Source organism: Oceanococcus atlanticus (assembly GCF_002088235.1).
Taxonomy (GTDB): Bacteria; Pseudomonadota; Gammaproteobacteria; order Nevskiales; family Oceanococcaceae; genus Oceanococcus; species Oceanococcus atlanticus.
The window spans coordinates 41462-68071 of sequence record NZ_AQQV01000005.1 but is presented as its reverse complement, the minus strand read 5'-3'; the positions used below and the strand labels follow the sequence as shown (position 1 = coordinate 68071).

25 protein-coding genes are annotated in these 26610 nt (G+C 61.9%); 8 read left to right on the top strand and 17 right to left on the bottom strand.

Translation table 11 applies throughout. From position 1 onward, the window contains the following. Window positions 1–8 precede the first annotated feature (8 nt). From minE to minC, 3 genes are read right to left on the bottom strand one after another with little or no spacing between them, the layout of a single operon-like run. The gene (minE, locus tag ATO7_RS15615) at window positions 9–269 is read right to left on the bottom strand and encodes a cell division topological specificity factor MinE (protein WP_083563347.1); all 261 of its coding nucleotides are present in this window, start codon (window positions 267–269) and stop codon (window positions 9–11) included. 2 nt (window positions 270–271) lie between these two features. Continuing rightward, entirely contained in the window at window positions 272–1078 is an 807-nt protein-coding gene (gene minD / locus ATO7_RS15610; RefSeq protein ID WP_083563346.1) for a septum site-determining protein MinD, read from the bottom strand. A 13-nt stretch (window positions 1079–1091) separates the two neighbouring features. Beyond that, window positions 1092–1844 carry a septum site-determining protein MinC gene (gene minC / locus ATO7_RS15605; protein WP_240499502.1) on the bottom strand — a complete coding sequence of 251 codons (753 nt, stop codon included), beginning with the start codon at window positions 1842–1844 and terminating at the stop codon, window positions 1092–1094. A gap of 163 nt (window positions 1845–2007) precedes the next feature. Here minC and ATO7_RS15600 point away from each other — a divergent pair, with 163 nt between their 5' ends. Beyond that, window positions 2008–2901 carry an alpha/beta fold hydrolase gene (locus ATO7_RS15600; protein ID WP_158523238.1) on the top strand — a complete coding sequence of 298 codons (894 nt, stop codon included), beginning with the start codon at window positions 2008–2010 and terminating at the stop codon, window positions 2899–2901. A gap of 154 nt (window positions 2902–3055) precedes the next feature. On the opposite strand, the gene ATO7_RS15595 is transcribed toward ATO7_RS15600, so the two are convergent. Both ATO7_RS15595 and ATO7_RS15590 read right to left on the bottom strand, forming a co-directional pair. Next, a complete protein-coding gene (locus ATO7_RS15595) occupies window positions 3056–3703 on the bottom strand; it encodes a SanA/YdcF family protein (protein ID WP_083563343.1) in 648 nt (215 codons plus the stop codon). Then, entirely contained in the window at window positions 3694–4647 is a 954-nt protein-coding gene (locus ATO7_RS15590; protein ID WP_083563342.1) for an esterase/lipase family protein, read from the bottom strand. The genes ATO7_RS15595 and ATO7_RS15590 overlap by 10 nt, the downstream gene beginning before the upstream one ends. Window positions 4648–4694: 47 nt before the next feature. On the opposite strand from ATO7_RS15590, the gene ATO7_RS15585 reads away from it, so the two are divergent. Together ATO7_RS15585 and ATO7_RS15580 are read left to right on the top strand one after the other, a co-directional pair. After that, complete coding sequence (locus ATO7_RS15585; protein WP_330395412.1) at window positions 4695–5216, top strand: DNA-deoxyinosine glycosylase; 522 nt, start codon at window positions 4695–4697, stop codon at window positions 5214–5216. 242 nt (window positions 5217–5458) lie between these two features. Continuing rightward, window positions 5459–5998, top strand: a complete 540-nt coding sequence (locus ATO7_RS15580) for an outer membrane beta-barrel protein (RefSeq protein WP_083563341.1) — start codon at window positions 5459–5461, stop codon at window positions 5996–5998. 109 nt (window positions 5999–6107) lie between these two features. Here the strand turns inward: ATO7_RS15580 and ATO7_RS15575 are convergent, their stop codons facing one another. Continuing rightward, on the bottom strand, window positions 6108–7166 hold the full coding sequence (locus ATO7_RS15575; RefSeq protein ID WP_158523237.1) for an alpha/beta fold hydrolase: 1059 nt from the start codon (window positions 7164–7166) through the stop codon (window positions 6108–6110). Between the two features lie 108 nt (window positions 7167–7274). On the opposite strand from ATO7_RS15575, the gene ATO7_RS15570 reads away from it, so the two are divergent. Beyond that, window positions 7275–8279: an AraC family transcriptional regulator gene (locus ATO7_RS15570; protein ID WP_083563339.1), complete on the top strand. Its 1005-nt coding sequence runs from the start codon at window positions 7275–7277 to the stop codon at window positions 8277–8279. Window positions 8280–8295: 16 nt separating this feature from the next. Here the strand turns inward: ATO7_RS15570 and ATO7_RS15565 are convergent, their stop codons facing one another. Genes ATO7_RS15565 through ATO7_RS15550 form a run of 4 tightly spaced genes read right to left on the bottom strand, consistent with a single transcriptional unit; the run spans window position 8296 to window position 13078 of the window. Next, complete coding sequence (locus tag ATO7_RS15565; RefSeq protein WP_083563338.1) at window positions 8296–9471, bottom strand: vWA domain-containing protein; 1176 nt, start codon at window positions 9469–9471, stop codon at window positions 8296–8298. After that, complete coding sequence (locus ATO7_RS15560; RefSeq protein WP_083563337.1) at window positions 9465–9869, bottom strand: MAPEG family protein; 405 nt, start codon at window positions 9867–9869, stop codon at window positions 9465–9467. Before ATO7_RS15560 ends, ATO7_RS15565 begins: the two co-directional genes overlap by 7 nt. Before the next feature lie 5 nt (window positions 9870–9874). Continuing rightward, on the bottom strand, window positions 9875–10717 hold the full coding sequence (locus tag ATO7_RS15555; RefSeq protein WP_083563336.1) for an AAA family ATPase: 843 nt from the start codon (window positions 10715–10717) through the stop codon (window positions 9875–9877). Window positions 10718–10771: 54 nt separating this feature from the next. Then, window positions 10772–13078, bottom strand: coding sequence for an efflux RND transporter permease subunit (locus tag ATO7_RS15550; protein ID WP_158523236.1), 2307 nt, complete (start codon window positions 13076–13078; stop codon window positions 10772–10774). Between the two features lie 127 nt (window positions 13079–13205). Here ATO7_RS15550 and recQ point away from each other — a divergent pair, with 127 nt between their 5' ends. Beyond that, entirely contained in the window at window positions 13206–15026 is a 1821-nt protein-coding gene (recQ, locus tag ATO7_RS15545) for a DNA helicase RecQ (protein ID WP_083563334.1), read from the top strand. 1 nt (window position 15027) lies between these two features. Here the strand turns inward: recQ and ATO7_RS15540 are convergent, their stop codons facing one another. Continuing rightward, window positions 15028–15960 (bottom strand): DUF808 domain-containing protein, encoded by a 933-nt coding sequence (locus ATO7_RS15540; protein WP_083563333.1) that lies wholly within the window; start codon window positions 15958–15960, stop codon window positions 15028–15030. Window positions 15961–16085: 125 nt separating this feature from the next. Here ATO7_RS15540 and ATO7_RS15535 point away from each other — a divergent pair, with 125 nt between their 5' ends. Both ATO7_RS15535 and ATO7_RS15530 read left to right on the top strand, forming a co-directional pair. Continuing rightward, the gene (locus tag ATO7_RS15535; RefSeq protein ID WP_083563332.1) at window positions 16086–16649 is read left to right on the top strand and encodes an ECF-type sigma factor; all 564 of its coding nucleotides are present in this window, start codon (window positions 16086–16088) and stop codon (window positions 16647–16649) included. Between the two features lie 36 nt (window positions 16650–16685). Further along, on the top strand, window positions 16686–19283 hold the full coding sequence (locus ATO7_RS15530) for a serine/threonine-protein kinase (RefSeq protein ID WP_083563331.1): 2598 nt from the start codon (window positions 16686–16688) through the stop codon (window positions 19281–19283). Between the two features lie 11 nt (window positions 19284–19294). Here the strand turns inward: ATO7_RS15530 and ATO7_RS15525 are convergent, their stop codons facing one another. The 3 genes from ATO7_RS15525 to ATO7_RS15515 form a co-directional block, all read right to left on the bottom strand. Then, entirely contained in the window at window positions 19295–19810 is a 516-nt protein-coding gene (locus tag ATO7_RS15525; RefSeq protein ID WP_083563330.1) for a hypothetical protein, read from the bottom strand. 70 nt (window positions 19811–19880) lie between these two features. Next, window positions 19881–20777 carry a metal-dependent hydrolase gene (locus tag ATO7_RS15520; RefSeq protein ID WP_083563329.1) on the bottom strand — a complete coding sequence of 299 codons (897 nt, stop codon included), beginning with the start codon at window positions 20775–20777 and terminating at the stop codon, window positions 19881–19883. Continuing rightward, window positions 20770–21441, bottom strand: coding sequence for a TetR/AcrR family transcriptional regulator (locus ATO7_RS15515; RefSeq protein ID WP_083563328.1), 672 nt, complete (start codon window positions 21439–21441; stop codon window positions 20770–20772). Before ATO7_RS15515 ends, ATO7_RS15520 begins: the two co-directional genes overlap by 8 nt. Window positions 21442–21655: 214 nt before the next feature. On the opposite strand from ATO7_RS15515, the gene ATO7_RS15510 reads away from it, so the two are divergent. Next, window positions 21656–24313 (top strand): hypothetical protein, encoded by a 2658-nt coding sequence (locus ATO7_RS15510; RefSeq protein WP_083563327.1) that lies wholly within the window; start codon window positions 21656–21658, stop codon window positions 24311–24313. A gap of 42 nt (window positions 24314–24355) precedes the next feature. Here the strand turns inward: ATO7_RS15510 and ATO7_RS15505 are convergent, their stop codons facing one another. The 3 genes from ATO7_RS15505 to ATO7_RS15495 form a co-directional block, all read right to left on the bottom strand. Continuing rightward, window positions 24356–24922, bottom strand: a complete 567-nt coding sequence (locus ATO7_RS15505) for an HNH endonuclease (RefSeq protein WP_083563326.1) — start codon at window positions 24920–24922, stop codon at window positions 24356–24358. A gap of 126 nt (window positions 24923–25048) precedes the next feature. Continuing rightward, entirely contained in the window at window positions 25049–26224 is a 1176-nt protein-coding gene (locus ATO7_RS15500; protein WP_083563448.1) for a phosphoglycerate kinase, read from the bottom strand. A gap of 5 nt (window positions 26225–26229) precedes the next feature. After that, complete coding sequence (locus ATO7_RS15495; protein WP_083563325.1) at window positions 26230–26607, bottom strand: four helix bundle protein; 378 nt, start codon at window positions 26605–26607, stop codon at window positions 26230–26232. Window positions 26608–26610 lie beyond the last annotated feature (3 nt).

Genomic DNA, 26610 nt, shown 5'->3' with positions numbered 1-26610 from the left:
CGCTCGCGTCAGTCGCGGTTGTCCGGCACAACGATGTTCAGCTCAAGCACGTCCATATCGCCGTCGCGCTCGACATCGATCTTGACCGCGTCGTCCGATACCTGGACGTATTTGCGAATCACCTCGAGCAAATCTTCCTGCAGCTTGGGCAGGAACACCGGTGCCTGCATATTGCCAGCGCGGCGGTGCGCCACAATCAGCTGCAAACGCTCCTTGGCGACACTCGCGCTTTTCTTTTCGTTGGCGCGAAACAGATCCAGAAGGCCCATGATTAGCTCCCGAAGAATCGGCCCAGCAGGCCCTTCTTCTCGGCACTGAGGAAACGCATCGGCTTGTCTTCGCCGAGAAAACGATCAACCACATCGCTGTATGCCTGACCGGCATCAGCGGCAGGCTCAGCAATAACCGGCAAACCGGCATTGGAACTGTTGAGCACCGACTGCGATTCGGGGATGACGCCAAGCAGTTCTACGGCCAGGATCTCCTGCACATCGTCAACCGACAGCATCTCACCCTGCGCCACGCGCTGCGGGGAGTAACGGGTCAGCACCAGATGCTCCTTCACACCCTTGCCTTCCATAGCCAGCTTGGTCTTGGACTGCAGAATGCCAAGCACGCGATCCGAGTCACGCACTGAGGACACTTCCGGGTTGGTCACCACCAGGGCTTCATCGGCGAAATGCATGGCTAGCATGGCGCCTTTTTCGATCCCTGCAGGGGAGTCGCAGATGATGTAGTCGAACTCCTTGGACAGCTCTTCGAGCACCTTGCCAACACCGTCCTGAGTCAGGGCGTCTTTGTCGCGGGTCTGCGAGGCGGCAAGGATGTACAAGTGATCGAAGCGCTTGTCCTTGATCAGAGCCTGGCGCAGGTTGGCCTCGCCATGGATCACATTAACGAAGTCGTAAACCACACGCCGTTCGCAACCCATGATCAGGTCCAGGTTACGCAAGCCCACGTCAAAGTCGATCACGACTGTTTTGTGTCCGCGCTGGGCCAGACCACAGGCAAAAGAGGCACTGGTGGTGGTCTTGCCCACACCACCTTTGCCGGAGGTCACCACAATAATCTTGGCCACGGAGTCCTTCTCCTCAATTCAATGGGTCAACACACAATTTCTCGCCATCCAGGTAAATCTGGACGGGTCGGCCACGTGCCGCGTCACCGATATCATCGGCCACTTTGTATCGGCCTGCGATGGCCAGCAACTCGGCCTGCAGATCGCGACAGAAAATGCGTGCACTTTCATCACCCTGAGCACCCGCTATGGCACGACCACGCAGGCTGCCATAAATGTGGATGCAACCATCGGCGATGACTTCTGCCCCGGCGCTAACCTGGGCGGTAATGATGAGATCACTGTTGCGCGCATAGATGCGCTGCCCCGAACGGACCGGGGCGGTGATCATGCGCGACTCCACCATCTGCACCGGCGCATCAGATGCCGGCGGCACCGGAGTTTGCGGCGCAGGCGGTTCAGCAGCCTGCGGCGGTGCAGGCGTAGCTTCCGCAAGCTCGGCCTGCCCGCGTTTCTGCTCCAGGATCACCGGCAGACCAGTGCGACGCACAGCGGCTTCCATCGAAGCGGCGGTGCGATAAGCGCCGAGCACGGTGATGTGCTGCTTGCGCAGCACATCGAGCAAGCCATCAACATCAATAATCTGCACGTCGATGTCCAGAACCACCGGCAACTCGCGCAGCAGTCCGTTGCCCTTGTTGACCTGATGTTTCAGGTAATCGGACAGTTCATCTAGATCGTTGTGCAGGATGCGCAGGACGGAAATACCCATCATGCGCCCCTTGAACTCGAGAGGCGCGGGCGTCGACATCGGGGAGCTACTCATAGGATGGGTCGAAGTGTATCGAAGGCGTCCGCGATTTGCATGCGGGCGCTCGCGATACCTTCAGGCGAGGCCTGACAATCGCCCATTTGCACTGGAGAATCAGGCATTTCCAATGTTTCGACGGATCAGCCATGATGAGCGCCCCGCGAAGATCAGGCTTGCAATGAACACCCCTCGCGCAAATTCCCGCAGCGCCCACACCCGCCACTACCGGGTGCGAAATTTCAACATGCATGTGCGCCACTGGGAGGGCAACGCCCAACCCCTACGCGTGATCCTGCACGGCTGGCTGGATTTGTCCGCCACCTGGCAACGGCTGGTTGATCACCTGCCAGCCGACTGGGCCATCGCCGCGCCGGACCAGCGCGGCTTCGGTCACTCCGATGCAGTTGGCGACACGTACTGGTTTTACGACTACGTTGCCGACCTTGATGCCCTGCTGGATCAACTCTCACCAGATCAGCCCATCGACCTGATTGGCCACAGTATGGGCTCGCAGGTCGCGGCCCTGTATGCCGGCGTGCGCCCTCAACGGGTTCGGCGCCTGGTGCTGCTGGACGGCTTCTACCTACCGCAGACCACACCTGAGCGTGCCCCGCAGCAATTGCGCAACTGGCTGGATGACTTGCGCAGCACCCCGGAGGAAAAGCGCTACCCGGACCTGGATACGCTGGCCGAAAAGATTGCCAAACGACAGCGCGGGCTTGATGCCGCGGGTGCACGCTTTGTCGCAGAATGCTGGAGCAGCCCCAGCGACGACGGCCAGGTCACACTGCTCGGCGACGCACGCCATCGGCAACGCGGGCCACTGCTGTATCGCGACGAGGAAGCCAAAGCCATCTTTCGCCAGGTCAGCGCACCGACCTTGCTGGTTGACGCGGGTCAATCAGTTCTTGCCGGGATGGGTAAGAGCGAGGTGCGTCAGCAACGGCTGGAATGCTTTGAACAGCGCACGCATGTCAGCATCGAGCAGGCTGGTCACATGCTGCATTTTGATGCGCCAGACGCTACAGCCCAACACATCGAAAGCTTTCTGAGCGCGGCGGAGCCGGGCTAAAAAAATCGCCCGCAGCATGCTGCGGGCGCAATCCCCGGGGTGGGGGTGGGAGACCATGCAGCAGGATGCATTTCCGGCGGCATGGCAAAAGCCTATGGGCGAAAATGTGAAGCCGATGTGAAGAAAATGTCATGCGCATGCATGACAGCAGCCATCACAGACGGATGGGCTCGGGCTCGCCGAGCATCTCGGCCTGCGTGTGCAAAACATACAAATCAAGCACCGCCAGCAATCGCGCCATGACTTCGCGCATTTCGACCCGCCAACGCTCGGACAGCAGTGGTTGGGCGGCAGCAAAACCCTGGACCTCGAGCCCATGGGCACGGGCCAGAAACAACGCCCGGTACAGATGATAGGGCTGAGAGATCACCACAAAACGCTGCAAGCCAAACACGCGCTGCGCTCGAACCACCGAATCCAGGGTCCGGCGTCCGGCAAAATCCAGGGTGATGGCATCTTCCGGCACGCCGCGCTCGAGCAAGGCTTCAAACATGCGCTGTGGCTCGTTGTAGTAAATCTCAGGGTTGGCTCCGCTGGCCAGAATGTGCCGAACCGTGCCGGCGTGGTACAGCGCCGCCGCCGCATCCATACGCCCAGCGAAATGCCGGTTGGGGTGACCTTCAACCGACCATTGACTGGTGCCTAGCACCAGGGCGACATCAACCGGGGCGAGCTCGTCAGTCTGATGAGATATTCCCCCGGAACCCCAGACCACCAGACCATTCGCAGCAGCAATCAGTGCCAGCGCCAAAAACAGCACAAGCAACCCAGCCAACGCAAGACGGCGCATTATCAGCCGCATGAGTTGTCCAGTACCGCCAACACCTCGCGCATAACGGGGCGTGACACCACCATCTCCATATGCCCGACACCCGGCAGGGCGATACTTTGCCCATAGGCGTCGGACACGCGGCTGCCGAGCTGCGGCGCCACGATGCTGTCATGCGGCGACCAGATCGCGGTGAAGGGCACCGGGCAAGGCTGGTCTTCGAAAGCCGACAATTCCTTCAGCCAGTCACTGCCCAAACTCATCTGGCGCAGGTTCTCACCCAGACCCGACGGCCCCTTGGCCAGTACCGTGCCACCAAAGGGTGAACCCAGGCTGATGGCGCGAGCGACGCGTCTGGCGCCACCGAACTTGTCCAGATAGGCCCGGATCACCACGCCGCCCATGCTGTGACCGATCACGACCACCTTGTCGGCACCGGTGGCGGCGCAAATCTGCTCGATGTGCCGATCAAGCGCGTGGGCATTGTCGTCGATGCTGCCGAACACCGGCTGAAGGGTGACGGCCCAGACATTGCCGTAGCCGTGCTGGCGCAGGAAGCGACGAAAAGCCCCGTAGTAACCACGATTGCACAGAAACCCGGGGACCAGCACGATCGGAGGGCCACGGTGCGGCAAATCCGCTGGCGGCGCGTTCGGCACCAACCAGGCCTCCAGCGCAAAGTAGAACGGGTAGGTGCGTATCGCCGCATACAGCTCGTTGCAGAACAAACGCGCGGCGGTGAACAGATTGAGCCGGTGCTGCGGCGCTGCAGGCGAGCGCGCGAGCCAGGTCTGAACAAAGTTCGCGGCCACCAGCAGCGCTCGAATACCGATGAATATCAACGCGATACGACCAAGCATCGGGAGCACGTCACGGCCGCCAGACAGCCCCCACAGAAGATACACCGCGTACAATCCAAGCTCCACGCACATGGCAATGAAAAAGGCCCGGGCGTGAACCCCCATGGATTGATGCATCGTGTTGATCCGCAACGCTGAATGAATCCGGACATTGTGGCAAAGCCGTGGTGAGCACTCCAGCGCCAGCCCCCATTGAATCCTTCGCCCCGCTCCTGCCCCCGCGCCCAAGGGTGCTGGTACTGGGCTCGATGCCGAGCGTGCAGTCGCTCAAGCAACAGGCCTATTACGGCCATCCACGCAATCGCTTTTGGCCACTGATCGCCGCCCTGTTTGATGGCGACGCACAAGCCCCCTATGCACAGCGCGTCCAGCACCTGCTGAACCAGGACATCGCGCTGTGGGATGTCCTCGCCCGTTGCATCCGCCCCGGCAGCGCCGACGCCGACATTCGCAGCGACAGCGAGATCCCCAACCGCATCGACCGCTTACTCAATGAGCACCCCGGAATAACCCGCGTGTATTTCAACGGGGCCGCCGCCCAGACCTGCTTTCATCGCCATTTCAGCCATCTGACTACGCGGAACAGCCAGCGTCTGCCCTCCACCAGCCCGGCCAATGCGGCCTGGTCATTGAACGACCTGATCCGTGACTGGGCGCCACTGCGCGACAGCCTGCGCGGCGCCTGATTCGCGCGTGTCGCCAATCGCGGACACCCCGCCGCGCAGGGCAAATCCGCAGCACGACGCCTCCCGACGCGAAGATCCGCAGCACGCCTGTCGCCAATTCGCCACAGGTTTGCGCGCACAGCCGCCCCGACCGCAGGTCAGCCTCCCCGAAATCAAATTAAGTTATTGATTTATATTGGCTTTTAAAAGTTGGCCCGATTTCTGCCCCCTAGCTTGGCAACTCTCACTCACAGGAGCCGACCATGAAAAAAACGCTGACCTGCCTGGCCACCGCCGCGACGCTGGGGGCCGTACCGGTGACCACGCTGGCTGCCACGCCGGAAGCCTATCTGGGTGGTAACCTGGGTTATTACCGCTTCGAGCAGGAAGAATTTCCCAACTCAAGCGACGAATTCGAAGATGAACGCGGCAGCTGGAAGGCCTATGTCGGGGTGCGCCCCAACGACGTGCTGGGCTTCGAGGCCGGCTATGTCGAGTTTGGTGAAGTGGACCACAACGGCGCGCGCTTCGACTCGGATGGTCTGCAGGTCGCGATGACCGCAGGCATTCCGTTCACGCCCAATTTCTCGGTCTACGGCAAGCTCGGCCAGTTGTTCTGGGACCGCAAGACCCGCTTCACCAATTTCACCGGCGACAGCCGTGATGGCGACGACACCTTCTACGGTGTCGGCACACGCATCGGCGTGGCCAGCAATCTGGATTTGCGCCTGGAATATGAGCGCTACGAGATCGACCGTGCTGACGTCGACATGGCTTCATTGGGTCTCAACCTGATGTTCTGAGCCCCCTTCTGCGTCCATCCCCAAGGCCTGATCCTCGCAGGCCCCTCCCCCCGGGCGCAGAAACCCGCCGGCTCCGGATATTCTCCGGAGCCGGTTTTTTTGTGCTGCGCTAAGCCTGATCAGCCAGCATCAGCAGGGCCTCGGCAATCTCGGGGCCTTTGTGCTCTTCGATGAAGTGGCCGACCTGCGGGTAGCGCCAGGTCGCGCGGCGCAAGCTCGGCAAGGCCTGCTGCCACTGCGCGATCACTTCGTCCTTGCCGCAAGCATCCCACTGACCGAAAAAGCCACATGCCGGCAGCTTGCGCCCGTGCTCGCCCCAGGCCTTGGCAACGCCAGCCTGCATGCGCTGGTAAAACGCATGGTTGTCCTGCACGCCGTGGCGCCCGTCGTGATAGCGGTAGCCATGCCCCCAGCGCGGCGTCTGCTTGACGTTGCGCTTGGAACTGCGCGCATTGGCCTTGGAGCGCAAGCCTTCGGCCCACACATGCTCGGGCGTGCCGGGCGCAATGCGGCGGGTGGCGTGACGCAGCAGGTAAGCGGCAGTGTTGAGCAGGAAACGTCCGCTGCTCTGGGGCTCGGCATGCGAAACCACATAGCCGGCCACACCACCCCACAGGGCATCGGGGATCACATAGGCCGTACTCGCCCAGGGCAGCCAGCGCATCGGAAAGTTGGTGTAGGTGATGCCAGTGGACGGCATCGGGAAGATCGTGGTGTTGAGCACCGCAAGGTGACGCACCCGCCACTCATCTTCAATCAGGGCACCGATCCCGATGGGGCCACCCCAGTCATGCACCACCAGACTGACGTCGTGCAGATCAAGATGCCGCACCAGCTGCAGCAGATTGGCCGCATGGTGCATGTCCACCATTTCGAAATCGGCCTGATCCGACAAGCCGAAACCGATGTGATCCATGACCACGATACGCACGCAGCGCCCGCTACCCACCAGCGCATCACGGATATGCCGGTAGGTGTAGGAGCACTCCGGATTGCCGTGGACCATGAGCACGGTCAGCTCCGGCTCGCCCTGACCGCTGAGATAGTCGTAATAGAACATGCTCTTGCCAGCGTCATGGCCTTCGCTCAGTTCGAACCAGCGCGCGCTGCCGGGCGGGCAATAATCGGCCGGAACCTGACGCAAGGGGGTGTTGGTGATGATCTGCATGCTACCCATCCACAAGAAAACCGCTTCAGCTTGGGCCAGCCGGGCGACGCGGTGAAGTGTTAGGCTCGCCAACAGGGTGTCATTTCACGCCAATCACCGCGCACTTGTATGTATTTTGTCTCCACTCATTTCGCCCGACTGATCGTCCGTGAGCTGCGCCCGGCACCGGCGCAGTGGCCGGCCCTGCTTGCCGGCACCCAGCAAACCGAGGCGGCTATCCAGCACCATCAGCAGCTGCCACTGGCCGAGTTCAACACCCTGCTCGGCAACGCGCTGCGCTTGAGCGCCGACCCGGCGCTGGGCCTGCGCTTTGGCCGCCACGCCAATCTGCTCGCCCTGGGCGAGGGTGGCATTGCTGCACTGACCGCCCCGAACCTGCTGCTGACCCTGCGCAGCTTCGTGGACTACGGTCGCTTGCAGGCCGACTACATGAACTTCGACATCGTGGTTGGTGAGGTCCTGCGCTTTCGCGGACACGAGAACATCGCACTGCCGCATGCCGTCCGCCGAATCCAGCATGAGGTCATGGTGCTGACCCTGCAGAACACCATCGAAATGATGCTTGGCCGTCCCTTCACCCAGGGCCGCTACTACTTTGCGTATCCGCGCCCGGACTATGCCGCGCTTTACCCGCAACGTTTTCACAGCGCCTGCGAATTTGATGCGCCGGCAACCGGCGTCGATGTGCCACGGGCGCTGGGTGACGTCGCATCGCCCTACTACGACCTCAGCCAGTGGGAGCGCAGCAAGAACCGCTGCATGCAACTGATGCAGGCGCTCAACGGCACACAGCGCAAGCTCCACCGGGAATATGTACTGACCCAGCTGCGCTCTCACAGACCACCGCTACCCGCAGCCCAGCAGGTTGCCGCAGAGTTGAATCTGTCGACCCGCACACTCAATCGGCGGCTGGCCGAGGACGGCGCCAGCTACCGCGCGCTGCGCAACCAGGTCCTGAACGAATGGGCGTGCCACGCCCTGCAAGAAACCAGCGACAGCGTCGAGGCCATCGCCGCCCAGCTGGGCTATCAGGATGGCGCCAACTTCCGCCGCGCCTTCAAACGTGCCAACGGCTGCTCGCCGCAGGCCTGGCGTCAGTCAGCCGGGAGCTAACTAACATCGGCCGGGCTTAGAGCAGCTGCTTCATGCCGCGCTCCAGACCGTTCAAGGTCATCGGGAACATGCGTTCCTCAACCAGCTCACGTGCGACCTGTATCGACGGGTGGTAATCCCAATGTTGCTCGGGTTCCGGGTTCAGCCAGATCACCTTGTTGAAATGCGAGGTGATGCGCTGCATCCAGGTCGAGCCGGCCTCCTCGTTCCAGTGCTCGACGCTGCCCCCCGGATAGGTGATCTCATACGGGCTCATGGTCGCGTCGCCGACGAAGATCACTTTGTAATCCTCACCGAAACGGTGGATCAGGTCCCAGGTCGAGGTTTTTTCGTTGTGCCGGCGGTGATTGTCCTTCCACACATTTTCGTAAATGAAATTGTGGAAGTAGAAGTACTCCATGTGCTTGAACTCGGAACTGGCCGCCGAGAACAACTCCTCACAGACCCGCACGTGCGGATCCATCGAACCACCCACATCGAAGAACAGCAGCACCTTCACCGCGTTGTGGCGCTCCGGCACCATCTTGATGTCGAGGTACCCCGCATTGCGGGCTGTGGAACGTATGGTGTCGTCGAGGTCGAGCACCTCCTCGGCGCCGGTGCGGGCAAACTTGCGCAGACGGCGCAGCGCAATCTTGATGTTGCGCGTGCCCAGCTCCAGCGAATCATCCAGATTGGCGTACTCGCGCTTGTCCCACACCTTGACCGCACTGCGGTTGCCACCTTTGCCCCCGACCCGGATACCCTCCGGGTTGAAGCCGCCGTTGCCAAACGGTGAGGTGCCGCCGGTGCCGATCCACTTGTTGCCGCCTTCATGGCGCTCTTTCTGCTCTTCGAGGCGTTTCTTGAACTCCTCCATGAGCTTGTCCAAACCACCCAGCGACTGGATTTTCTTGAGCTCTTCCTCGGACAGGTTGAGCTGTTTCATCTGCTCCAGCCATTCCTCGGGGATGGCCGCATTGAGCAGATCGCCCATCACATCTTCCACCCCCTGGAAGTACGCGCCGAACACCCGATCGAACTTGTCGAACTTGGTTTCGTCCTTGACCAGCGTGGCGCGGGCCAGATAGTAGAACTCGTCAATCGAACAGAATGCGACCCGTGCCTGCAGGGCTTCCAGCAAGGTCAGATATTCGGTCACGCTGGGCTTGAGCTCAGCCTCGCGCAGGGCATAGAAAAAATTGTTCAGCATGCGAGCACTCCGGCGGCAATCAGGCCCAGCAGCCCCAGCAAGGCCACCACGAAACTCAGCGTGCGCGCCAGATTCCAGCCCAGGTAGTAGGTCAGCATGTGTCCGATGCGCCCGGCCACATAAACCCAGGCCATCAGGTTGACCAGCGCTGGCTGCGCGGCCAGTGCAATGCACACCCCGAGCAACAGGATGAACACCGCAATGCTTTCGTTGGTGTTGTGAAAACTGCGGCTGGCGCGAAAGTGAAAACTGGCCGGGTTGTAGTCCAGGGGTTTGCCCGGCTGCGTCTTGGCCCAGATCGCTGCGATGTCGGCGATCAGGATTTGCGCAAACAGCAGTACCGCCATCAGACCGGCGGCCAGAATTGCGAGGCTGTAGGGCTGCAGGGCGTCGGCCATGATGATCAGCTGTTGCGGCGGTTCAGAAAGATCAGGCGCTCAAACATGTGCACGTCCTGCTCGTTCTTGATCAGGGCGCCGTACAGCGGCGGCAAGGATTTCTTGTCGTCTTTGTCACGCAGCGCCTCCGGCGGAATGTCCTCGGCCAGCAGCAGCTTGAGCCAGTCGAGCAATTCCGAGGTCGACGGTTTTTTCTTCAACCCCTGAATCTCACGCAGGCCGAAGAACACATCCATGGCTTCCTTGAGCAGGGTTTTCTTGATGTCCGGGAAATGCACCGCCACGATCTGCTCCATCGTGTCCTTGTCGGGGAAGCTGATGTAGTGGAAGAAGCAGCGGCGCAGGAACGCATCCGGCAGCTCTTTTTCATTGTTCGAGGTGATGATGATCAGCGGACGGTGCTTGGCCCGGATGGTCTTCTGCGTCTCGTAAACGTAGAACTCCATGCGGTCGAGTTCACGCAGCAGGTCATTGGGGAACTCGATGTCGGCTTTGTCGATCTCGTCGATCAGCAGAATCGGCTGCTCTTCCTGCTCGAAGCATTCCCACAGCTTGCCCTTGACGATGTAGTTGCTGATGTCGCCCACGCGACCATCACCGAGCTGGGAATCACGCAGACGTGACACCGCATCGTATTCGTACAGGCCCTGCTGCGCTTTGGTCGTGGATTTGATGTGCCATTCGAAAAACGGCTTGCCCATCGAGCGCGCAACCTCTTCGGCCAGCATGGTTTTGCCGGTGCCCGGCTCGCCCTTGATCAGCAGCGGCCGCTCCAGCGTCATGGCTGCATTGACGGCCAGCTTGAGATCGTCCGTGGCGACGTAACGTTCGGTGCCTTCAAATTTCATGAGATGTTCTGTGCTTCAGTGGATATTCGGATTGTACATGGCGCCTGCCATCGCTCAGGCCCGGCGCAGCTTGAGCCAGCCATCCAGACGCAGCAGCACGGTTGGCAGGAACAGCAGATCGTAGACCAGCGCAATCGAGATCGTCAGGGCGGTGAGCAGGCCGGTGATTTCGTTGACCACGAAGTCGGACAGGCCAAGTATCGAGAAGCCCAGCACCAGTATGGTGGTGGTGACCAACAGGGCCGTGCCCACCGTGCCGTAGGCGTAACGCACCGCTTCCTCGGCCGAATCCCCGTGGTCCTGCCGGGCGCGCAGATACTTGGACAGGAAATGTACGGTGTCGTCGACCACGATACCCAGCGAGATGCTGAAGATCGCCGCCACGGCCAGGTTGACCTCCTGCACCAACAAGCCCCACAGCCCGAACGCAATCAGCGACGGGAACGCATTGGGAATGAGGCTGAGCAGGCCCAGGCGCCATGAGCGCAGCGCGATCATCAGGGTCAGCGAGATGCTGATCAGGGCCACCAGCGAGCCGCTGAGCATGCTGCGGATGTTGTTTTGGCCGATGTGCGCGAACATCACCGTCACCCCGGAACCCGGCGCGGCCATGCTCGGTGCGTTGTGTTGCAGCCAGGCCTGAGCCTGCTGTTCGAACTCGACGATGCGATCGGCCTTGACGTGACGCAGGGTGACGGACAGCCGCGTGGCGGATTTGTCGAAATTGAGCTGATTGCTCAGGTCCAACCCGAACGGCAGAGAGAACTCGTACAGCAGCAGGTACTGGGCAGCCAGCTCCGGGTCGTCCGGAATGCGGTACCAGTTGGGGTCGCCACCGTGCATATCCCGGTTGAGGCGTTTCATCACGTCGCTGAACGCGTTGACGTGAACCACATTGGGTTGCTCCAGGGCCCAGCGGGTGAAGGCATCCAGACGGTTCAGGTAGACCGGATCGGTGACCCCGTTGGACTCACCGGCCGGCAACGAAAAGGCAATGGTGTCGAAGCCGGTCAAGCGCTGCTCCAGGAACTCGGCCGCATCGCGGATCGGCACACCCGGATCGAAATACTGGTAGGTGCTGTCGCTGAGCTGGTTGCGTGGCGCCCAGGCCATCACGAACAGCGCAACCACCAGACCGCCCCAGAACAGCACGCCACGATGCGCCAGCACCCAGTCACCCAGGCGGTTGGCCAGCGAGGCCTTGCCCTCGGCACGTGGCTTGACCCGCATGCCGCCCATCAACAGTGGCAACAGGCACAGCGACAGTAGCCAGGCGAACATCACCCCGATGGCGACAAAAGTGCCCAGCTCACGAAACGGCGGGGAATCGCTGAAGTTCAGGCACAAGAAGCCGATCGCGGTGGTCAGGCTGGTCAAAAACACCGGTTGCATGTTGATTTCCAGCGCACGCCGCCGCGCCGCCTTGACCTCCATGCCCTGACGCTGCAATTGCAGATGGCTGACCAGAATATGGATGGCGTCGCACACGCACAGGGTCATGATGATGACCGGCGAGGACACGTTGATCTGGTTGAGCGCAAAACCCAGCCAGCCCACCGAGCCGATGGTCGCCGGCAAGGTGGTCACGATGACCAGCACCACGGCGAAGGTCGCCAGCAAGGAACGCAGCAGCAAGGCCGAGACCACGATCATCACCGCGAACATGGCCGGCACCAGCGTCTCCATGTCGCGCACGGTGGAATCGTTGAAGGCCTGATCGATTGCCGGCACACCCATCAGGTGGACTTCGAAATCCGGATGCTCGGCGACGAACTCGTCCCTGAGAGCGCGCGCATCGGCCATGATCGAAGCGGTGGCTTCACCACGCTCCAGACTGCTGCCGGTGGGCATCTCCAGCCGCGCATTGACCACCGTGGCGCGACCGTCGGCTGCGATGACAGCATTGACCAGAGTGACTTCATTCAGTGCCACCGCCTTGCGCCGGGCGATCTCGGCCGCCGACAGCGCCTGCGGATTTTCGAACAGGGCGTAGACCGTGAGATCGTCGCCCTGCGCTTCGGTGTGCTGGAAGTTGGTGACCGAGTCCACACGGATAACGCGCTGGAAGGTCCACATGCGCTCGGTCAGATCGGCAATCGCCTGCAAGCGCTGCGGGGTGAACAGATCGCCCTCTTCCACCCCAATCAGAAACGAGATGCTGTCGCTCTTGGTGTAGGCATCTTCCATGGCCTCGTGGGCCACCAGATGAGGATCATCGTCGGTGAAGAAAACCTTGTAGTCGTTCTCGAAAACGAGACGCTGTGCGCCCAGCGCACAGACCACGACCAGAGCCAGCCCCAAGACAAACAGCGGATAGCGCAGCCGGACCAGCAGGTCCGCCCAGGTTTGAGCAGAAAACATGATTGGTGGGGGTGAGAAAAAGCCCAGTCTACCGCAAGATACATACCGGTTGGTATCTAACGCCACACGCACAAGGGCGGGAGGCTCAGGCAAGATAGGCGCCCGTTTTACCCCGCCGATGTCCCGCATGCCCGCGCGCCCCGCCTACCGCAATCCGCAAGCCGTTCTCCAGCAAGTTTTCGGCTACGAGCAATTCCGCGGCGAGCAGGCGGCCGTGATCGAGGCTGTCACCCAAGGCCACAGCGCCCTGGTCATCATGCCCACCGGCGGCGGTAAATCGCTGTGCTATCAGGTCCCGGCACTGCTGCTGCCCGGCGTCACCGTGGTGGTGTCGCCGCTGATCGCGCTGATGCAGGATCAGGTCAGCGCGCTGCGTGCCAACGGGGTCAGCGCGGCCTGCCTGAACTCCAGCCTCAGCCGGGAGGAGCAGCAGGACATCGAGCAAGCGGTGATGCAGGGCGACATTGATCTGCTGTACTGCGCGCCGGAACGCCTGTTGCAGGAGCGCACGCTGAACCTGCTGCAAAGCGCCAAGCCGGCGCTTTTTGCCATCGACGAAGCCCACTGCGTGTCGCAATGGGGGCACGATTTCCGCCCCGAGTACCGCGATCTTGCCCGCCTGACCGAGCTTTTCCCGTCGGTCCCGCGCCTGGCCCTGACGGCGACCGCCGACGAACCCACCCGAGAGGAAATTTGCGAACGCCTGGGCCTGGGCGACTCGCCACGCTTTATCGGTGGCTTCGATCGCCCCAACCTGCGCTATCGCATCGCCGAAAAACGCAGTGGCCGCGAACAGATCCTGCGCTTCATCCGGGAAGGCCACGAAGGCCAGGCCGGAATTGTCTACTGCCTGTCACGCCAGGGCGTGGATACGCTGGCCGCGTGGCTCAACACCCAGGGCGTGCGCGCGCTGCCCTACCATGCCGGCCTGTCGGCTGATTCACGCAGCTTCAATCAGCAGCGCTTCCTCAAGGAGGATGGCCTGGTCATGGTCGCAACGGTGGCCTTTGGCATGGGCATCGACAAACCGGATATCCGCTTTGTCGCCCACCTCGACATGCCCTCGTCGATCGAAGCCTACTATCAGGAAACCGGCCGCGCCGGTCGTGATGGTGCTCCGGCCGACACCTTGATGCTGTACGGCCTGCAAGACATGGTGCGGCGTCGGCAGATGCTCGAAGGTGGCGACACCCCCGCCGAACGTATGATGCTGGAACGCCGCAAGCTCGACGCCCTGCTCGGCCTGTGCGAAGTCACCACCTGCCGCCGCCAAACGCTGTTGCGCTACTTCGGCGAGGAGCAAAGCCAGCCCTGCGGCAACTGCGACACCTGCCTCGAGCCTCCGAAAACCTTCGATGCCACGGTGGCCGCTCAAAAAGCCCTGTCGGCGGTCTACCGCACCGGCCAGCGCTTTGGCGTGGCACACCTGATTGATGTGCTGCGCGGCGATGACAACGAAAAGGTCCGTCGCTTCGACCATCACGCGCTGAAAACCTTCGGTTGTGGCCAGGAATACAACAAAACCCAGTGGAGCGGCCTGTTTCGCCAACTGGTGGCAATGGGGCTGCTCGAGGTTGACCTGTCCGGCTATGGCGGCCTGCGCCTGGGCGGCGACGCCAAAGCCGTCCTCACCGGTCAGCGCAGCCTGCAATTGCGTGAACCCAGCGCCGGCGGGCGACGCAGTCGCGGCAAGGCCAGCGCCGCACAAACGCTGGTTTCGACCGAGGACCAGGATCTGTTCGAACGCTTACGCCTGTGGCGCAAGGACACCGCCGAGGAACAGGGCGTGCCGCCCTACGTGATTTTCCACGATGCCACCCTGGCCGCCATTGCCGCAGACCGCCCCGACAGCATCGAGGCGCTCCAGCATGTGCAAGGCATCGGGGCGAAAAAGCTTGATGCTTACGGTTACGAGATTCTCAGCCTGATCCAGGCCGATGTGAACTGAGTCACTCGCTCGCACGCAAACGCGCAGCGCCTTTGACCACAGCCACAATCAGTCCACCGGACACAATGCCGACCACGGCATTGAACAGCATGCCGGACAAAACCTTGAGCACCACGCCCACGCCGGGCACCAGCTCGGCGGCGTGCGCGGCGCCTTCAGCCCAGTGGTGCAGCACCTGCACGCCATGCACCAGGATGCCGCCGCCGACCAGAAACATCGCCGCAGTGCCTACGATGGTCAACGCCTTCATCAGGCGCGGCGCCAACCACAACAGCCCACGCCCCATGCCCTGCAAACCGGCACGGCCCTGTTGCTCGACCCAATGCAGGCCCACGTCATCGATCTTGACGATGCTTGCGACCAGGCCATAAACCCCCACCGTAATGAGCACGGCAATCACGCTGAGCACCGCAACCTGCATGGCAAAATCCGCCTGCGCCACGGTGCCCAGGCTGATCACCACGATCTCTGCCGAAAGTATGAAATCGGTGCGAATCGCGCCCCGGATCTTCTTGCGTTCGAAGGCACGCATGTCCACCGCCGGATCAGCCACCGCTTTTTTCAGGGCGGCATGGGCCTTGGCCTGGTCATCGGCTGAATGCAGCAGCTTGTGGGCGACTTTTTCGAAGCCTTCAAAGCACAGAAAGGCCCCTCCCAGCATCAGCAATGGCGTGATGAGCCAGGGCAGAAAAGCGCTGATCGCCAGTGCCGCAGGCACTAAGATCAGCTTGTTCACGAACGAGCCCTTGGCCACCGCCCAGACCACCGGCAGCTCACGTTCGGCCCGCACGCCGGTCACTTGCTGAGCATTCAGGGCCAGATCATCGCCGAGCACCCCGGCAGTCTGCTTGGCCGCGGTCTTGGTCATCAGCGCCACGTCATCAAGCACCGTTGCGATGTCGTCAAGCAGGGTCAACAGGCTGGCACCGGCCATAGGTTTTTGCTCGGATGAAGGGGCGCCCATTATGGCCAAAGCGCGCGCTTGCGCCTATGACGCCTGTGCTACATTGCCCGCACCCTCCCCGCACCGCCCAAACGCACTGCCGCCAGGACCACAGCATGCCCGACAGCGAAAGCATCACTGTGCTGCTTCAGCAATGGGGCGGCGGGGATTCTCAGGCGCGCGACAGGCTGATGCCTCTGGTCTACGACGAGCTGCAACGCCTGGCCCGGCGCGCCTGGTCGGGCGAGAACGCCGGTCATACCCTGCAACCCACCGCGCTGGTCCATGAAGCCTTTGCCCGGCTGGTCGATGCGCAGGTCGACTGGCAGGACCGGGCGCATTTCTACGCCCTGTGTGCACGCATGATGCGGCGCCTGCTGATCAACCACGCCGAGTCACGCAATGCGGCCAAGCGCGGCAGCGGTATCGCACCACTGACCTGGGACGACGACCTGGCCGCCCAGGACGCCTCGTTCGATGATGTGCTGTCGATTGATCAGGCCCTGACCCAGCTGGCCACGTTCGATCCACGCAAGGCCGAGCTGATTGAGCTGCAATACTTCGCCGGCCTGAGCTTTCGCGAGATGAGCGATGTCACCGGCCTGTCGTCCAGCACCCTGGACCGCGAACTCAGGCTTGCCCGGGCCTGGCTCAAGACCGCACTAAGCGCCTCTGCCTGATGGGCATACTGCGCCGCCTTTCCGGCTACTAGACATATGACACCGGAATTCTGGAAACGCGTCGAAGAGGCCTTCGAGCAGGCCACCACACTGGACCCCGCAGCCCAGCAGCGCTGGTTGCAGAGCATGCAACAACAGGATGCGGCCCTGGCCAGTCAGGTCGCCCAGTTGCTGGCCGCCGACGATCAGGACGATGCACGCCTGAACGCCCCGATCGAAGCCTCGTTGCAGGCCATGGCCAGCAGCGTGGATGACCCCTGGATCGGCCGTCAGCTCGGCCACTACCGAATCATTTCGCGCATCGCCACCGGCGGCATGGGCGCGGTGTTTCGGGCCGAACGCACCGATGCACAGTTCGAGCAGGACGTGGCCATCAAGCTGATGGGCTCGCACCTGGCCGATGCCGATGCGCTGGGCCGCTTTCGCACCGAGCGGCAGATTCTGGCGCACATGCAGCACCCCTACATCGCCAGCTTGCTGGATGGTGGCGCGCTCAGCGACAACACCCCTTATCTGGTCATGGAATATGTGACCGGCGCGCCGTTGACGCAGCATTGTCAGACCCAGCAGCTCAGCGTGGATGCGCGCCTGCAGTTGTTCCTCAAGGTCTGCGAGGCGGTCGCCTACGCCCACCGCAACCTGGTGGTACATCGCGATATCAAACCCGGCAACATCCTGGTCGACGACCACGGCAACCCCAGGCTGCTCGACTTCGGCATTGCCAAATTGATGGCCGACAGCCCGGACACCGCAACCGTCACGGTGCAGCGCATGACGCCGGACTACGCCAGCCCGGAGCAGATCACCGGCCAGCCCGTGACCACGGTCAGCGATGTCTACGCCCTGGGCGTTTTGCTGTATGAAATGCTCAGCGGCCAGCGACCCTACCAGCTGCAGGGCCTGCGCCCGGCCGAGATGGAGCAGCTGGTCTGCGACACCACACCGACACGCCCGAGCGAGCATGCCACTGCCCAGCTGCGCGGCCTGTCGCGTGATTTGGATGCGGTGGTGCTCAAAGCCATGCATCGCGACCCGGAGCACCGCTACACCAGCGTACAAGCGCTGGCTGAAGATATTCAGCGTCATCTCGAGGGCCGCCCTGTGCAGGCCCGCGGGCAACAATGGCGCTACCTGGCGAGCAAATTCATGCGCCGCCACGCGCTGGCAGTCGCGGCCAGCAGCATCACCCTGTTGCTCGGTGTCGCCGCGCTGGTCTATCACAATCACAGCGTCACCAGCGAACGTGATCAGGCCCGTTTTGAAGCGGCCAGAGCAAAGGCTGTAACCGGTTTTCTGATTGACATCTTCAAGCAATCCAACCCGGATGAAACCGACGGCGCCAACGTTACCGCGCGGGAGATCCTCGACATCGGGGCGGAGCGCCTGGAGCAAGGCCTGTTTGCCCAGCCACGCATCCGCGGCGAACTCAATCACAGCATCGGTACGGTTTACAGCCACTTGGGCCAGTACCCGCAGGCCGGCCAACAGTTCACGGCGATGATTGCCCTGGCCGAGCAGCTCGGTGATCCGCTGATGCAGGCCAGAGGGTTGACCGGCCTGGGCCGGGTTCTTTTCGAGCAGGGTGAATTGAGCAGGGCGCAGGCCAGCCATGAACAGGCCCTCAGCCTGCTCGCAGCCGACCCCGGCGACAACGCCGTACAGCGCGCCACGATGTTGAATGATCTGGCCGAATCACAGTTCGCGCAGGGCGACTACACCCACGCCGACAGCAACAATCGCAAAGCGCTGGCGATCCTCGAAGGCTTTCCGCAGCAGGGCATTGAGTCGCTGAGCAAAACACAGCACGATCTGGGCGTCAGCCTGCAGATCCAGGGTCACTTTGACGAGGCCGAGCAGTTGTTGCGCCAGGCGCTGGACAACGCGTTGCAAAGTGTCGGCGAACGCAACAGCAACACCCTGGCCTACATGCACGCCCTGGCCGCATTGCTGCACGAACGCGGCCACAACCCCGAAGCGGAAAAGATCTACCTGCGGGTGCTGGATCTGGAGCGCGACCTGCTGGGCGAGGACTACGTCGACGCCGACGCCACCATGACCAATCTGGGGCGCCTGTACTCCGACATGCAGCAGTTCGAACAAGCCGAGCATTTTCTGCGCGCCGCGGTGGCGCACGTGCATCGCGTACGCGGCCCGGATCACGCCTACACCGCCTACGACATGATCAACCTGGCCAATCTGCTGCACCAGCTGGAGCGCCCGCAGGAAGCCTATGATCTGGCCGCCCATGCGCTGGAAATCTACTCCCGTGCGGTGCCGGATGATCACCCCTACATCGCCTCGGCCAGCCTGACCTATGCCGGCACATTGATCGATCTGGGGCGGCCATCACTGGCCGAGCAGGCTGCACGGCGGGCGCTGGACATCTGCGCCAAGGCCCTGCCTGAAGGGCACTGGCTGGCGGCCAGCGCACGCAGCGTGCTGGGCGAAACCCTGTTCCTGCAAGACCAGCCCGAGGCCGCCGAGACGCTGCTGCGTGAGGCCTACCCCGTGCTGGCCGCAGCGCGCCCCGAAGACCGCGCAACCAGCAACGCGCTCAGTCGCCTGATTCGTTTTTACAGCGCACGTGGAAACGCCGAACAGCTTGCCTACTACCAGGCCCTGCGTGACGGTTGAGGGCCCGCCTGTTAGCCCGCAAGCGGGCGCGCCCGGGCCAGGCGCAGGGCGCTGTGCAAACAGATCGCGGTGAAGGCGGTCACACCCACCACCGCCACATAAAAAGAGGCGTAAGACAGCAGGTTGGGCCAGTCACCGATGGGCTGCAGGCCGCGCTCCGGCGCATAAACCGCCGCAGAGTAACCCAGCGCATTGCCCCACAAGGTGATGATCGCCGCGTAATAGACCCACTTGGCCTGACGCGCGGTGAATTTGAGGATCGGGCTGAGCAGCACCACGGTCATCACGTACATCGCATTCATGATCGGCCCGGTGTGGGTGTTGCGCAGCAGTTCCTTCTGATCCGGAACGGGGATTTCCATGCGCGGCATGGGCAGGATGTGAAACACATTGTCGGCCAGCGAAATCAGCCAGGCGAAACCGCCAAAAAAGCCCAGAAACATCATCACGAAACAGTGCACCAGCAATTTGCCGTTGACCTGATCGGTAAAACCACCTGATGCCTTGACCCACAATTGATTGTGCATGTTTGTCCTCGTGTTTTTGTTTGCCGCGCGATGCCGCGCCGCACTTTGCTTGGTATACAGGCTGTTCGGGCTAAGCCGCGCGCGCCACAAACGGCACCGGAATATTCGGGTCGCGGGTGTCCAGCAATGGCACCTGATCCTCGGGGCACTGGCTATAGCCCGCAATCCACTCCTCGACCCAGCGCAACTCCTTTTCATGCCGCGGATCATGCCCGGGCAGAGCCGCGCGCAGCAGATAAGGCACGACATAGCGAGCAAAGCCCCACAGACGACGTGCCAGACGCAGGCGCGAGCGCACATTGCGCCAGCGCCCGTCTTTCTTGAGGATGGCCTTGTAGCCGCGCATGGAGTACCAGGCCACCGCGCCGGAGCCATGAAAAACCCCGAGCACGCGGGCAAAGTAGGCCCCAAGGCTGCCGCCGAACACCGTCTGATAGACATCATGAGCCACGCATTTGTGCTCTGACTCTTCGACGAAGTGCCACAGAATGAACGACGCCACCCGCGTGTCCGAGCCACCAAACAGCTCGACCCGCTGATCAACCAGCCATTTGGTCACGCCCAGCGTCATGGCCTCAAAACCGGCGGTGTAAGCCATGCGCTTGCGCAGCGGCTGCCCTTTGAGCTTGTCGTAATGGCGCTTCAGATCCTGCTCGATAAGGGCCAGTTCCGGATACCCCTTGGCCTTGAGCAACTCGTTGAAACGGCGATGCGCCGTGAAGTGATACTGCTCCTGGGTGTTGAATGCACGCCCGGCATCCTTGACGTACCCCTCGTCCATGTCGGCCGTGGCCTCACGCACGGTCTTGATCAGAAAAGGTTCAAGAAACGGCATGGTGATGGAGGCCCCATTGACCATGGCGCAGAATTCGGGATCGTCGGCTTTCCAGATCGGGTTCAGATCATCCGGAAACTCGAAAGGGATTTTGCGCGGCTGAGGCATCGGCCCCTGGGATGGCTTATGCATGTCGTGTGGTCTCCTTCAGCGGACTGCTCATCACGGCGTCCGCATCGTATGGCTGTGCCATGCCGGCACGCAGGGTATGAATCACCAGCGGCGTCAAGGTCGCCACATCGCGCCCCATGCCGAACTGACCGGACACTTCCAGCGACACCAAACCGTGCGCGGCGATCCAGAACAGATGGCTGGCGCTCAGTGGATCGATATGCGCGGGCAACTGACCGGCGCGCTGGGCCTGGGCGATGACCTGGGTGCAGATATCCAGGGCATCGTGCTTGGCCCGGCGAAACTCGATCGAATGACGCGCCACATCGGTGTTGTCCAGGTTGAAAAACAGCAGCGCGTAACGCTGCGGGCGGGTCAGACCTGATTTGATGTAGGTCTGAGCCAGGCCCACCAGACGCTCGGCGGGGTCGTCGATGTCCTGTGTGGCCTTGCGCATCTCCGATTCGATCCAGCGATAGGCACGCGCCCGCAAGGCATTGACCAGTTCGTCCTTGTTGCGGAAGTAACGGTACGGCGCGGAGTAGCTCAGACCCAGATGGGTGGCCAATTTGCGAAAACTCAGGGCATCCAGGCCGCCGTCGCGCTCAAACACGGCCATGGCACTGTCGAGGATGTCCTCGCGACGCTGGCTGCGGGCATCATCCGATAAGGGTTTTCTGGCCAACGCAAACTCCTGAGCAAGTACGGCTAAATCATGATGGCGGAATAATGTTCACACTGTTAACTTAACACTGTCAACAGTTCTTTGATTCGGCACCGGTGACGCACACCGACGCGGCACGGCGGATCACGATGGGCAAAAAATCCTTCACTCCCTGCTTGTGCTTACAGGGACGCGTTTATGCGTCGCCAAAACACTATCCGTGGGAGGGAGTCACATGAAAATTCTCAGTCAGTCCGCCGCCATTGCCCTGTTTGGGGCCTCTTTGCTTGCCTGTGGAGGCGGCGGTGGGGGCGGCGGTGGCGATACGCCACAGCCCAGCAACAGCCCGGCGCCGACCGCTGCACCCGGCGGCGGCAACAGCGCCAACAACTCGGTGCAAGAGGTCCTGGATGACCTCGGCATCGACACCACCGCGAGCGCACGCGTCGACAACGATGGCGATGCCCTGCCCGACGATTTCGCGCCGATGGGCAGCGCCATGGCCATCAATAAATACCGCGAGGTCATGCTGTTCGGCGTGCCGCTGGAAGATGCCGGCGTGGTCGACAACAGCGCCACACAGAACCAGATGACGCTGACCAATCTGATACCGGGCAGCAACAACAGCTACAACTGGGAGGTGCTCCACGATGCAAGCGCGAACAGCACGACGTGGATGAACCTGCAGGCCAAACGCCGCGCCGTGGTGGCCGACATCGATAGCGACGGCCTGGATGAGACCGTGGTGGTGTATCAGGACGACGGCGATGTGGAGCTGGTCATCCAGCAGGATGCGGCGCAGAACTTCGCTTTGAGCAATCCTGTCGCAGTCGACAACGGCAGTTACAGCGCCCTGTTCATCGGCGCCGGGGATTTCGACGGTGACGGTGATGCGGATCTCGCCCTCGGGCTGATCAACGCCAATGGCGATGCACAGCTCAAAATGCTGCAGAACGAGGCCGGCGCATTCAGCTTCAACGGTCTGTCGCTGTCCTTGCCCAAGAGCACCTACAACATTGCCCACATGGTGATCGAAGCCGGCAATCTGGACTATGACCGGGCCGAGGAATTGGCTGTGCTGGTCAATGCCGGCAACCTCACCTCAACCAACAATGCGCTGTCCGGCGCGGAGCACCGCTACCTCATCGTGGATGATGCCGGCACCCAGTTCAGCACGCTTGAATCCGGCCAGATCGAATATGACAACGGCAACGGCACGCAGCGTGCCGTGTTCGGCAATCTGGCCCTTGGCGATGTGGACGGCGACAGCCTGGACGAAGTGGTGCTGGCCGGACTCAACCAGATCGGTGGGGTCAACAGCAACGCACCGGTGAGCAGCTTCCGGCACGCCATCCAGGTGCTCGACGATGCCAAGCAGAACTTCAGCCTGCTCGCCGCAGGCTCTGAGCCGGCCGTGTTGCAGGATGCCGAACTACCGCCCAATGGCGAGCACTACAACGAAGGCTCCGGGACCCAGCAGGCGATCAACTACGTTGCGCTGGTCACTGCCGATGTGGACGGTGATGGCGCGGCCGAATTCCTGGTCAATCAACGTCTGTTTCAGTCGCTGCGCAGCACGCCCGATACGCTGACCCTGTACGACGATGATGACGATGCCGAGAACGGCCCGTCGACCATTGCCTCGCTGTACTGGTATGCCTACGACCGCGAAGACAACTTCAACTTCAACTGGCGCTCGGTTGCCGTGGCTGCCGGTGACGTGACCCTGGATGGACGCGACAACATCGTGATGTACAGCCAGCGCGAAGCCGGCACGATCAACGAATACCAGGCCTTGATGGTGTGGGGGCATGATCAGGTCAACGGCTGGAGCCTGATCAAGGAAATCCGCACCGACAAACGCTTCAGCATCGGCGGATCACCCAACTATCACCCGCAGGTGCTGTTACCGGATAGCGAGTTGGACGATGGCACGGTGGCGATCAAGTACAGCGAGGGCAGCCACCAGCTGGTGTTCACCCAACCGCTGCTGATCGCCGCACTGGCCGGCGCGCCCTGCGCCGAAGATCTGGGCCAGAACCTCAGCGATTCCTGTCGCACCGCCTTCGGTCGCGCGGTCAGTTCCGGCACCACCAGCACCCAGAGCACCACGGTCACCGGCCGCCTGTTTGCCGGTTTTGGCGCCGGCGCACCGGTAACCAACAACTCGCTGGAAGTCACCGCCAGCATTTCCAAAACCATCAACCGCTGGACCAGCACGGCCTATTCGTTGCGCACCTCGCTGGTGTACGAAACCGGCCCCTTGGAAGATTCGGTGATCCTGACGGTGGTACCGATTGATGTTTACACCTACACGCTGCTCAGCCATCCCGACCCGACCCTGGTCGGCGAGGAGGTGCACATCAATCTGTCGCGCGATCCGATCACCGCTTTGGTAACGCTGGAGTACTACAACCAGATTGTCGATCAGGCCTCGCTGCGCATTGGCAGCGACGTGTTTGACCACAGCCGTGGCGACGTCACCAGCTACCCCAGCCGGGCCGACAAGAATGCCCTGCTCAACCGTTACACCGGCCTGCAATCGACCGAAGCCTCGGTCGGCCAGGGCGGTGGACAGACCACCGCCACCATCGAGGAGTTCAATTCAACCTCGACCGGTGTGGATTACCAGACTGCCTGGTCGCTCGATGTGCGCGCCACCGGTGGCGCGGGCGCCTATGTCATCGGCGGTTTCTCGGTCGGCAGCGGCAGCGGTGATGCACTGGAAACAACCCATGGCAGTGAAACCATCTACCAGGGCGCTGTAGCCAACATTTCACAGGCAGCCTTTGACGCAGGAGATGACTACAACTGGGGCCTGTTCGCCTACATCTACGACGAACACAGCTCAGGACAAAGTTTCGAGGTCCTGAATTACTGGGTCGAGAACTGACACGGCGGGAGCGGTCGGCGCATGCCGGCCGCTTCCTTTGCCTCAGGCCACCTTGTTCAGATCCAGGAAACGCTCCAGATAATCCATCTGGTCGGTCATCACATGACGGCCCGACAGAATCAGCATTTCCGCAACATTCGGCGCATACGGCACCGCAAGCAACGGCATGCTGGCCGCCTCCGGCGTGCGGCAACCTTTTTTCTGATTGCACGCGCGACACGAGGAGACCACGTTCTCCCAGCAATGATGACCACGTTGCGCGCGCGGCTTGACGTGGTCCATGGTCATGCTGGATTCGGACAGATGGGTCCCGCAGTACAGGCACAAACCGCGATCGCGGGCATACAGCCGGCGTCGGGTCAGGGCGAACGTGCCACCGCTCTCCCAGATCCGCGAGCGATCGTTGACCGCAATGATCGAGGACATGTTGAACAGGGTCTGCTGCCCGGTCGCGCGATTGATACCGCCACGGATGACGATTTCCTGCTCACCCGCCTCCCACAGCACCTTGTCTTCCATGTAAAGACACACCGCGCGCTGCCAGTCGATCCAGGCGACGGGAAGTCCGCCTGCGCTGAGCTTGAGAAGTTTGGGAATCGCACCGGTCATGGTTTCGTGTCACGCCGTAGCAGTCAAACACGAACAGCATAATGGCTTGATTTTGTGACCGTTTCAATACGAGCGGCAGCTACCCTGCGGGACAGCGCAGGGTCAAAATGGAAAAGCGAGCCGGATTTAAGCGGCGCGCTCCTCCAGAATTGCCACCGCTGGCAGCGTTTTGCCTTCCATGAATTCCAGAAACGCACCGCCACCGGTTGAAATGTAGGACACCTGATCCTTGATGCCGTACTTGTCGATCGCCGCCAGGGTGTCTCCACCACCGGCGATGGAGAATGCGGCACTCTCGGCGATGGCTCGCGACAGCGATTCGGTCCCGCCGGCAAACTGCTCGATCTCGAACACGCCCAGCGGGCCATTCCACACGATGGTCCCGGCACCATCCAGGGTGGCGGCCAGAATTTCGCGGGTTCTTGGCCCCACATCGAGGATCATCTCGTCGTCCTCAACCTCATCCACAGGACGAATCTCCGGATGCGCTTCAGAGGAAAACTCGACCGCTGCAACCACGTCCACCGGCAGCGGGATTTCCGCACCGCGACTCTGCATCACGCGCATCACATGCTTGGCCGCGCCGATCAGATCGGGCTCGTACAGGGATTTGCCCACCTTGTGACCTGCGGCGGCAAGAAAGGTGTTGGCGATACCACCGCCCAGAATCAAGCGGTCGGCCACCTGGGCCAGGTTTTCCAGCAACTCCAGTTTGGTCGAAACCTTGGAGCCGCCCACGATAACGGCCAGCGGTCGCTTGGGGGCTTTCAGGGCCGCGCCCAGCGCTTCCAGTTCGGCCGCCAGCAAAGGTCCGGCACAGGCGACCGGCGCAAAACGCGCGACGCCGTGCGTCGAGGCCTGAGCACGGTGCGCGGTGCCGAAGGCATCCATGACGTAAATGTCACACAACGCCGCCAGATCACGCGAAAGCTGTTCGTCGTTGGCCTTCTCGCCTTTCTCGAAACGCACGTTTTCGAGCATGACCAGTTGCCCCGGCGCCACATCCACGCCCTGCCGCCAGTTCTTGATCAACGGCACCTCCTGACCAAGCAGGGTGGACAGATGCGCGGCCACCGGCGCCAGCGAATGTTCTTCGCTGACCACGCCCTCCTTGGGGCGACCGAGGTGCGAGGCGACCATCACCGCAGCGCCCGCATCCAGGGCCTTCTTCAGGGTCGGCAGGGACGCGCGAATCCGCGCATCGGAGCTGACCTTGCCGTTGGCAATGGGTACGTTGAGGTCCTGACGAATCAGCACGCGCTTGGCAGCGAGATCCTGATCATTCATGCGCAGTATGGGCATGGTGTTCACGTTTTTCGGTTGGCCTGCTCGGCTTGCAGGACTTTGATCATGCTGGCGAGTTTCTCGAACAGATGCGGAATGCGCTGGTCGATATCGGCATTGGGCGGGGCAAACTCCAGCCGGTAGGCAATGGCCAACTGGGTTTCAACCTGAGCCAGTGCGCCACGCGCCGCATCCACGTAGGTCACCAGACCACCGCGCGTCATCCGCGCGGAGCCTTCAGCCAGCAGCGAAGGCACCGATGTCACCGTGCGCCGCAGATCCGCCGCCAGCCCGTTACGCTCGGTCGGCGGAAACTGATCGGTCAGACGGTAAACCGCCGTCACCAACTCCATCGCTTCCTTCCAGGCCGCGAAGTCGTGGTGACGACGTTTGTCGGTCATCGG

Excerpts from the sequence above, each read along its gene's own strand:
- minE (WP_083563347.1), bottom strand. The coding sequence starts at position 269 with ATGGGCCTTCTGGATCTGTTTCGCGCCAACGAAAAGAAAAGCGCGAGT.
- minC (WP_240499502.1), bottom strand. The coding sequence starts at position 1,844 with ATGAGTAGCTCCCCGATGTCGACGCCCGCGCCTCTCGAGTTCAAGGGG.
- ATO7_RS15600 (WP_158523238.1), top strand. The coding sequence starts at position 2,008 with ATGAACACCCCTCGCGCAAATTCCCGCAGCGCCCACACCCGCCACTAC.
- ATO7_RS15595 (WP_083563343.1), bottom strand. The coding sequence starts at position 3,703 with ATGCGGCTGATAATGCGCCGTCTTGCGTTGGCTGGGTTGCTTGTGCTG.
- ATO7_RS15590 (WP_083563342.1), bottom strand. The coding sequence starts at position 4,647 with ATGCATCAATCCATGGGGGTTCACGCCCGGGCCTTTTTCATTGCCATG.
- ATO7_RS15580 (WP_083563341.1), top strand. The coding sequence starts at position 5,459 with ATGAAAAAAACGCTGACCTGCCTGGCCACCGCCGCGACGCTGGGGGCC.
- ATO7_RS15575 (WP_158523237.1), bottom strand. The coding sequence starts at position 7,166 with ATGCAGATCATCACCAACACCCCCTTGCGTCAGGTTCCGGCCGATTAT.
- ATO7_RS15570 (WP_083563339.1), top strand. The coding sequence starts at position 7,275 with ATGTATTTTGTCTCCACTCATTTCGCCCGACTGATCGTCCGTGAGCTG.
- ATO7_RS15565 (WP_083563338.1), bottom strand. The coding sequence starts at position 9,471 with ATGCTGAACAATTTTTTCTATGCCCTGCGCGAGGCTGAGCTCAAGCCC.
- ATO7_RS15560 (WP_083563337.1), bottom strand. The coding sequence starts at position 9,869 with ATGGCCGACGCCCTGCAGCCCTACAGCCTCGCAATTCTGGCCGCCGGT.
- ATO7_RS15555 (WP_083563336.1), bottom strand. The coding sequence starts at position 10,717 with ATGAAATTTGAAGGCACCGAACGTTACGTCGCCACGGACGATCTCAAG.
- ATO7_RS15550 (WP_158523236.1), bottom strand. The coding sequence starts at position 13,078 with ATGTTTTCTGCTCAAACCTGGGCGGACCTGCTGGTCCGGCTGCGCTAT.
- recQ (WP_083563334.1), top strand. The coding sequence starts at position 13,206 with ATGCCCGCGCGCCCCGCCTACCGCAATCCGCAAGCCGTTCTCCAGCAA.
- ATO7_RS15540 (WP_083563333.1), bottom strand. The coding sequence starts at position 15,960 with ATGGCCGGTGCCAGCCTGTTGACCCTGCTTGACGACATCGCAACGGTG.
- ATO7_RS15535 (WP_083563332.1), top strand. The coding sequence starts at position 16,086 with ATGCCCGACAGCGAAAGCATCACTGTGCTGCTTCAGCAATGGGGCGGC.
- ATO7_RS15530 (WP_083563331.1), top strand. The coding sequence starts at position 16,686 with ATGACACCGGAATTCTGGAAACGCGTCGAAGAGGCCTTCGAGCAGGCC.
- ATO7_RS15525 (WP_083563330.1), bottom strand. The coding sequence starts at position 19,810 with ATGCACAATCAATTGTGGGTCAAGGCATCAGGTGGTTTTACCGATCAG.
- ATO7_RS15520 (WP_083563329.1), bottom strand. The coding sequence starts at position 20,777 with ATGCATAAGCCATCCCAGGGGCCGATGCCTCAGCCGCGCAAAATCCCT.
- ATO7_RS15510 (WP_083563327.1), top strand. The coding sequence starts at position 21,656 with ATGAAAATTCTCAGTCAGTCCGCCGCCATTGCCCTGTTTGGGGCCTCT.
- ATO7_RS15505 (WP_083563326.1), bottom strand. The coding sequence starts at position 24,922 with ATGACCGGTGCGATTCCCAAACTTCTCAAGCTCAGCGCAGGCGGACTT.
- ATO7_RS15500 (WP_083563448.1), bottom strand. The coding sequence starts at position 26,224 with ATGCCCATACTGCGCATGAATGATCAGGATCTCGCTGCCAAGCGCGTG.
- ATO7_RS15495 (WP_083563325.1), bottom strand. The coding sequence starts at position 26,607 with ATGACCGACAAACGTCGTCACCACGACTTCGCGGCCTGGAAGGAAGCG.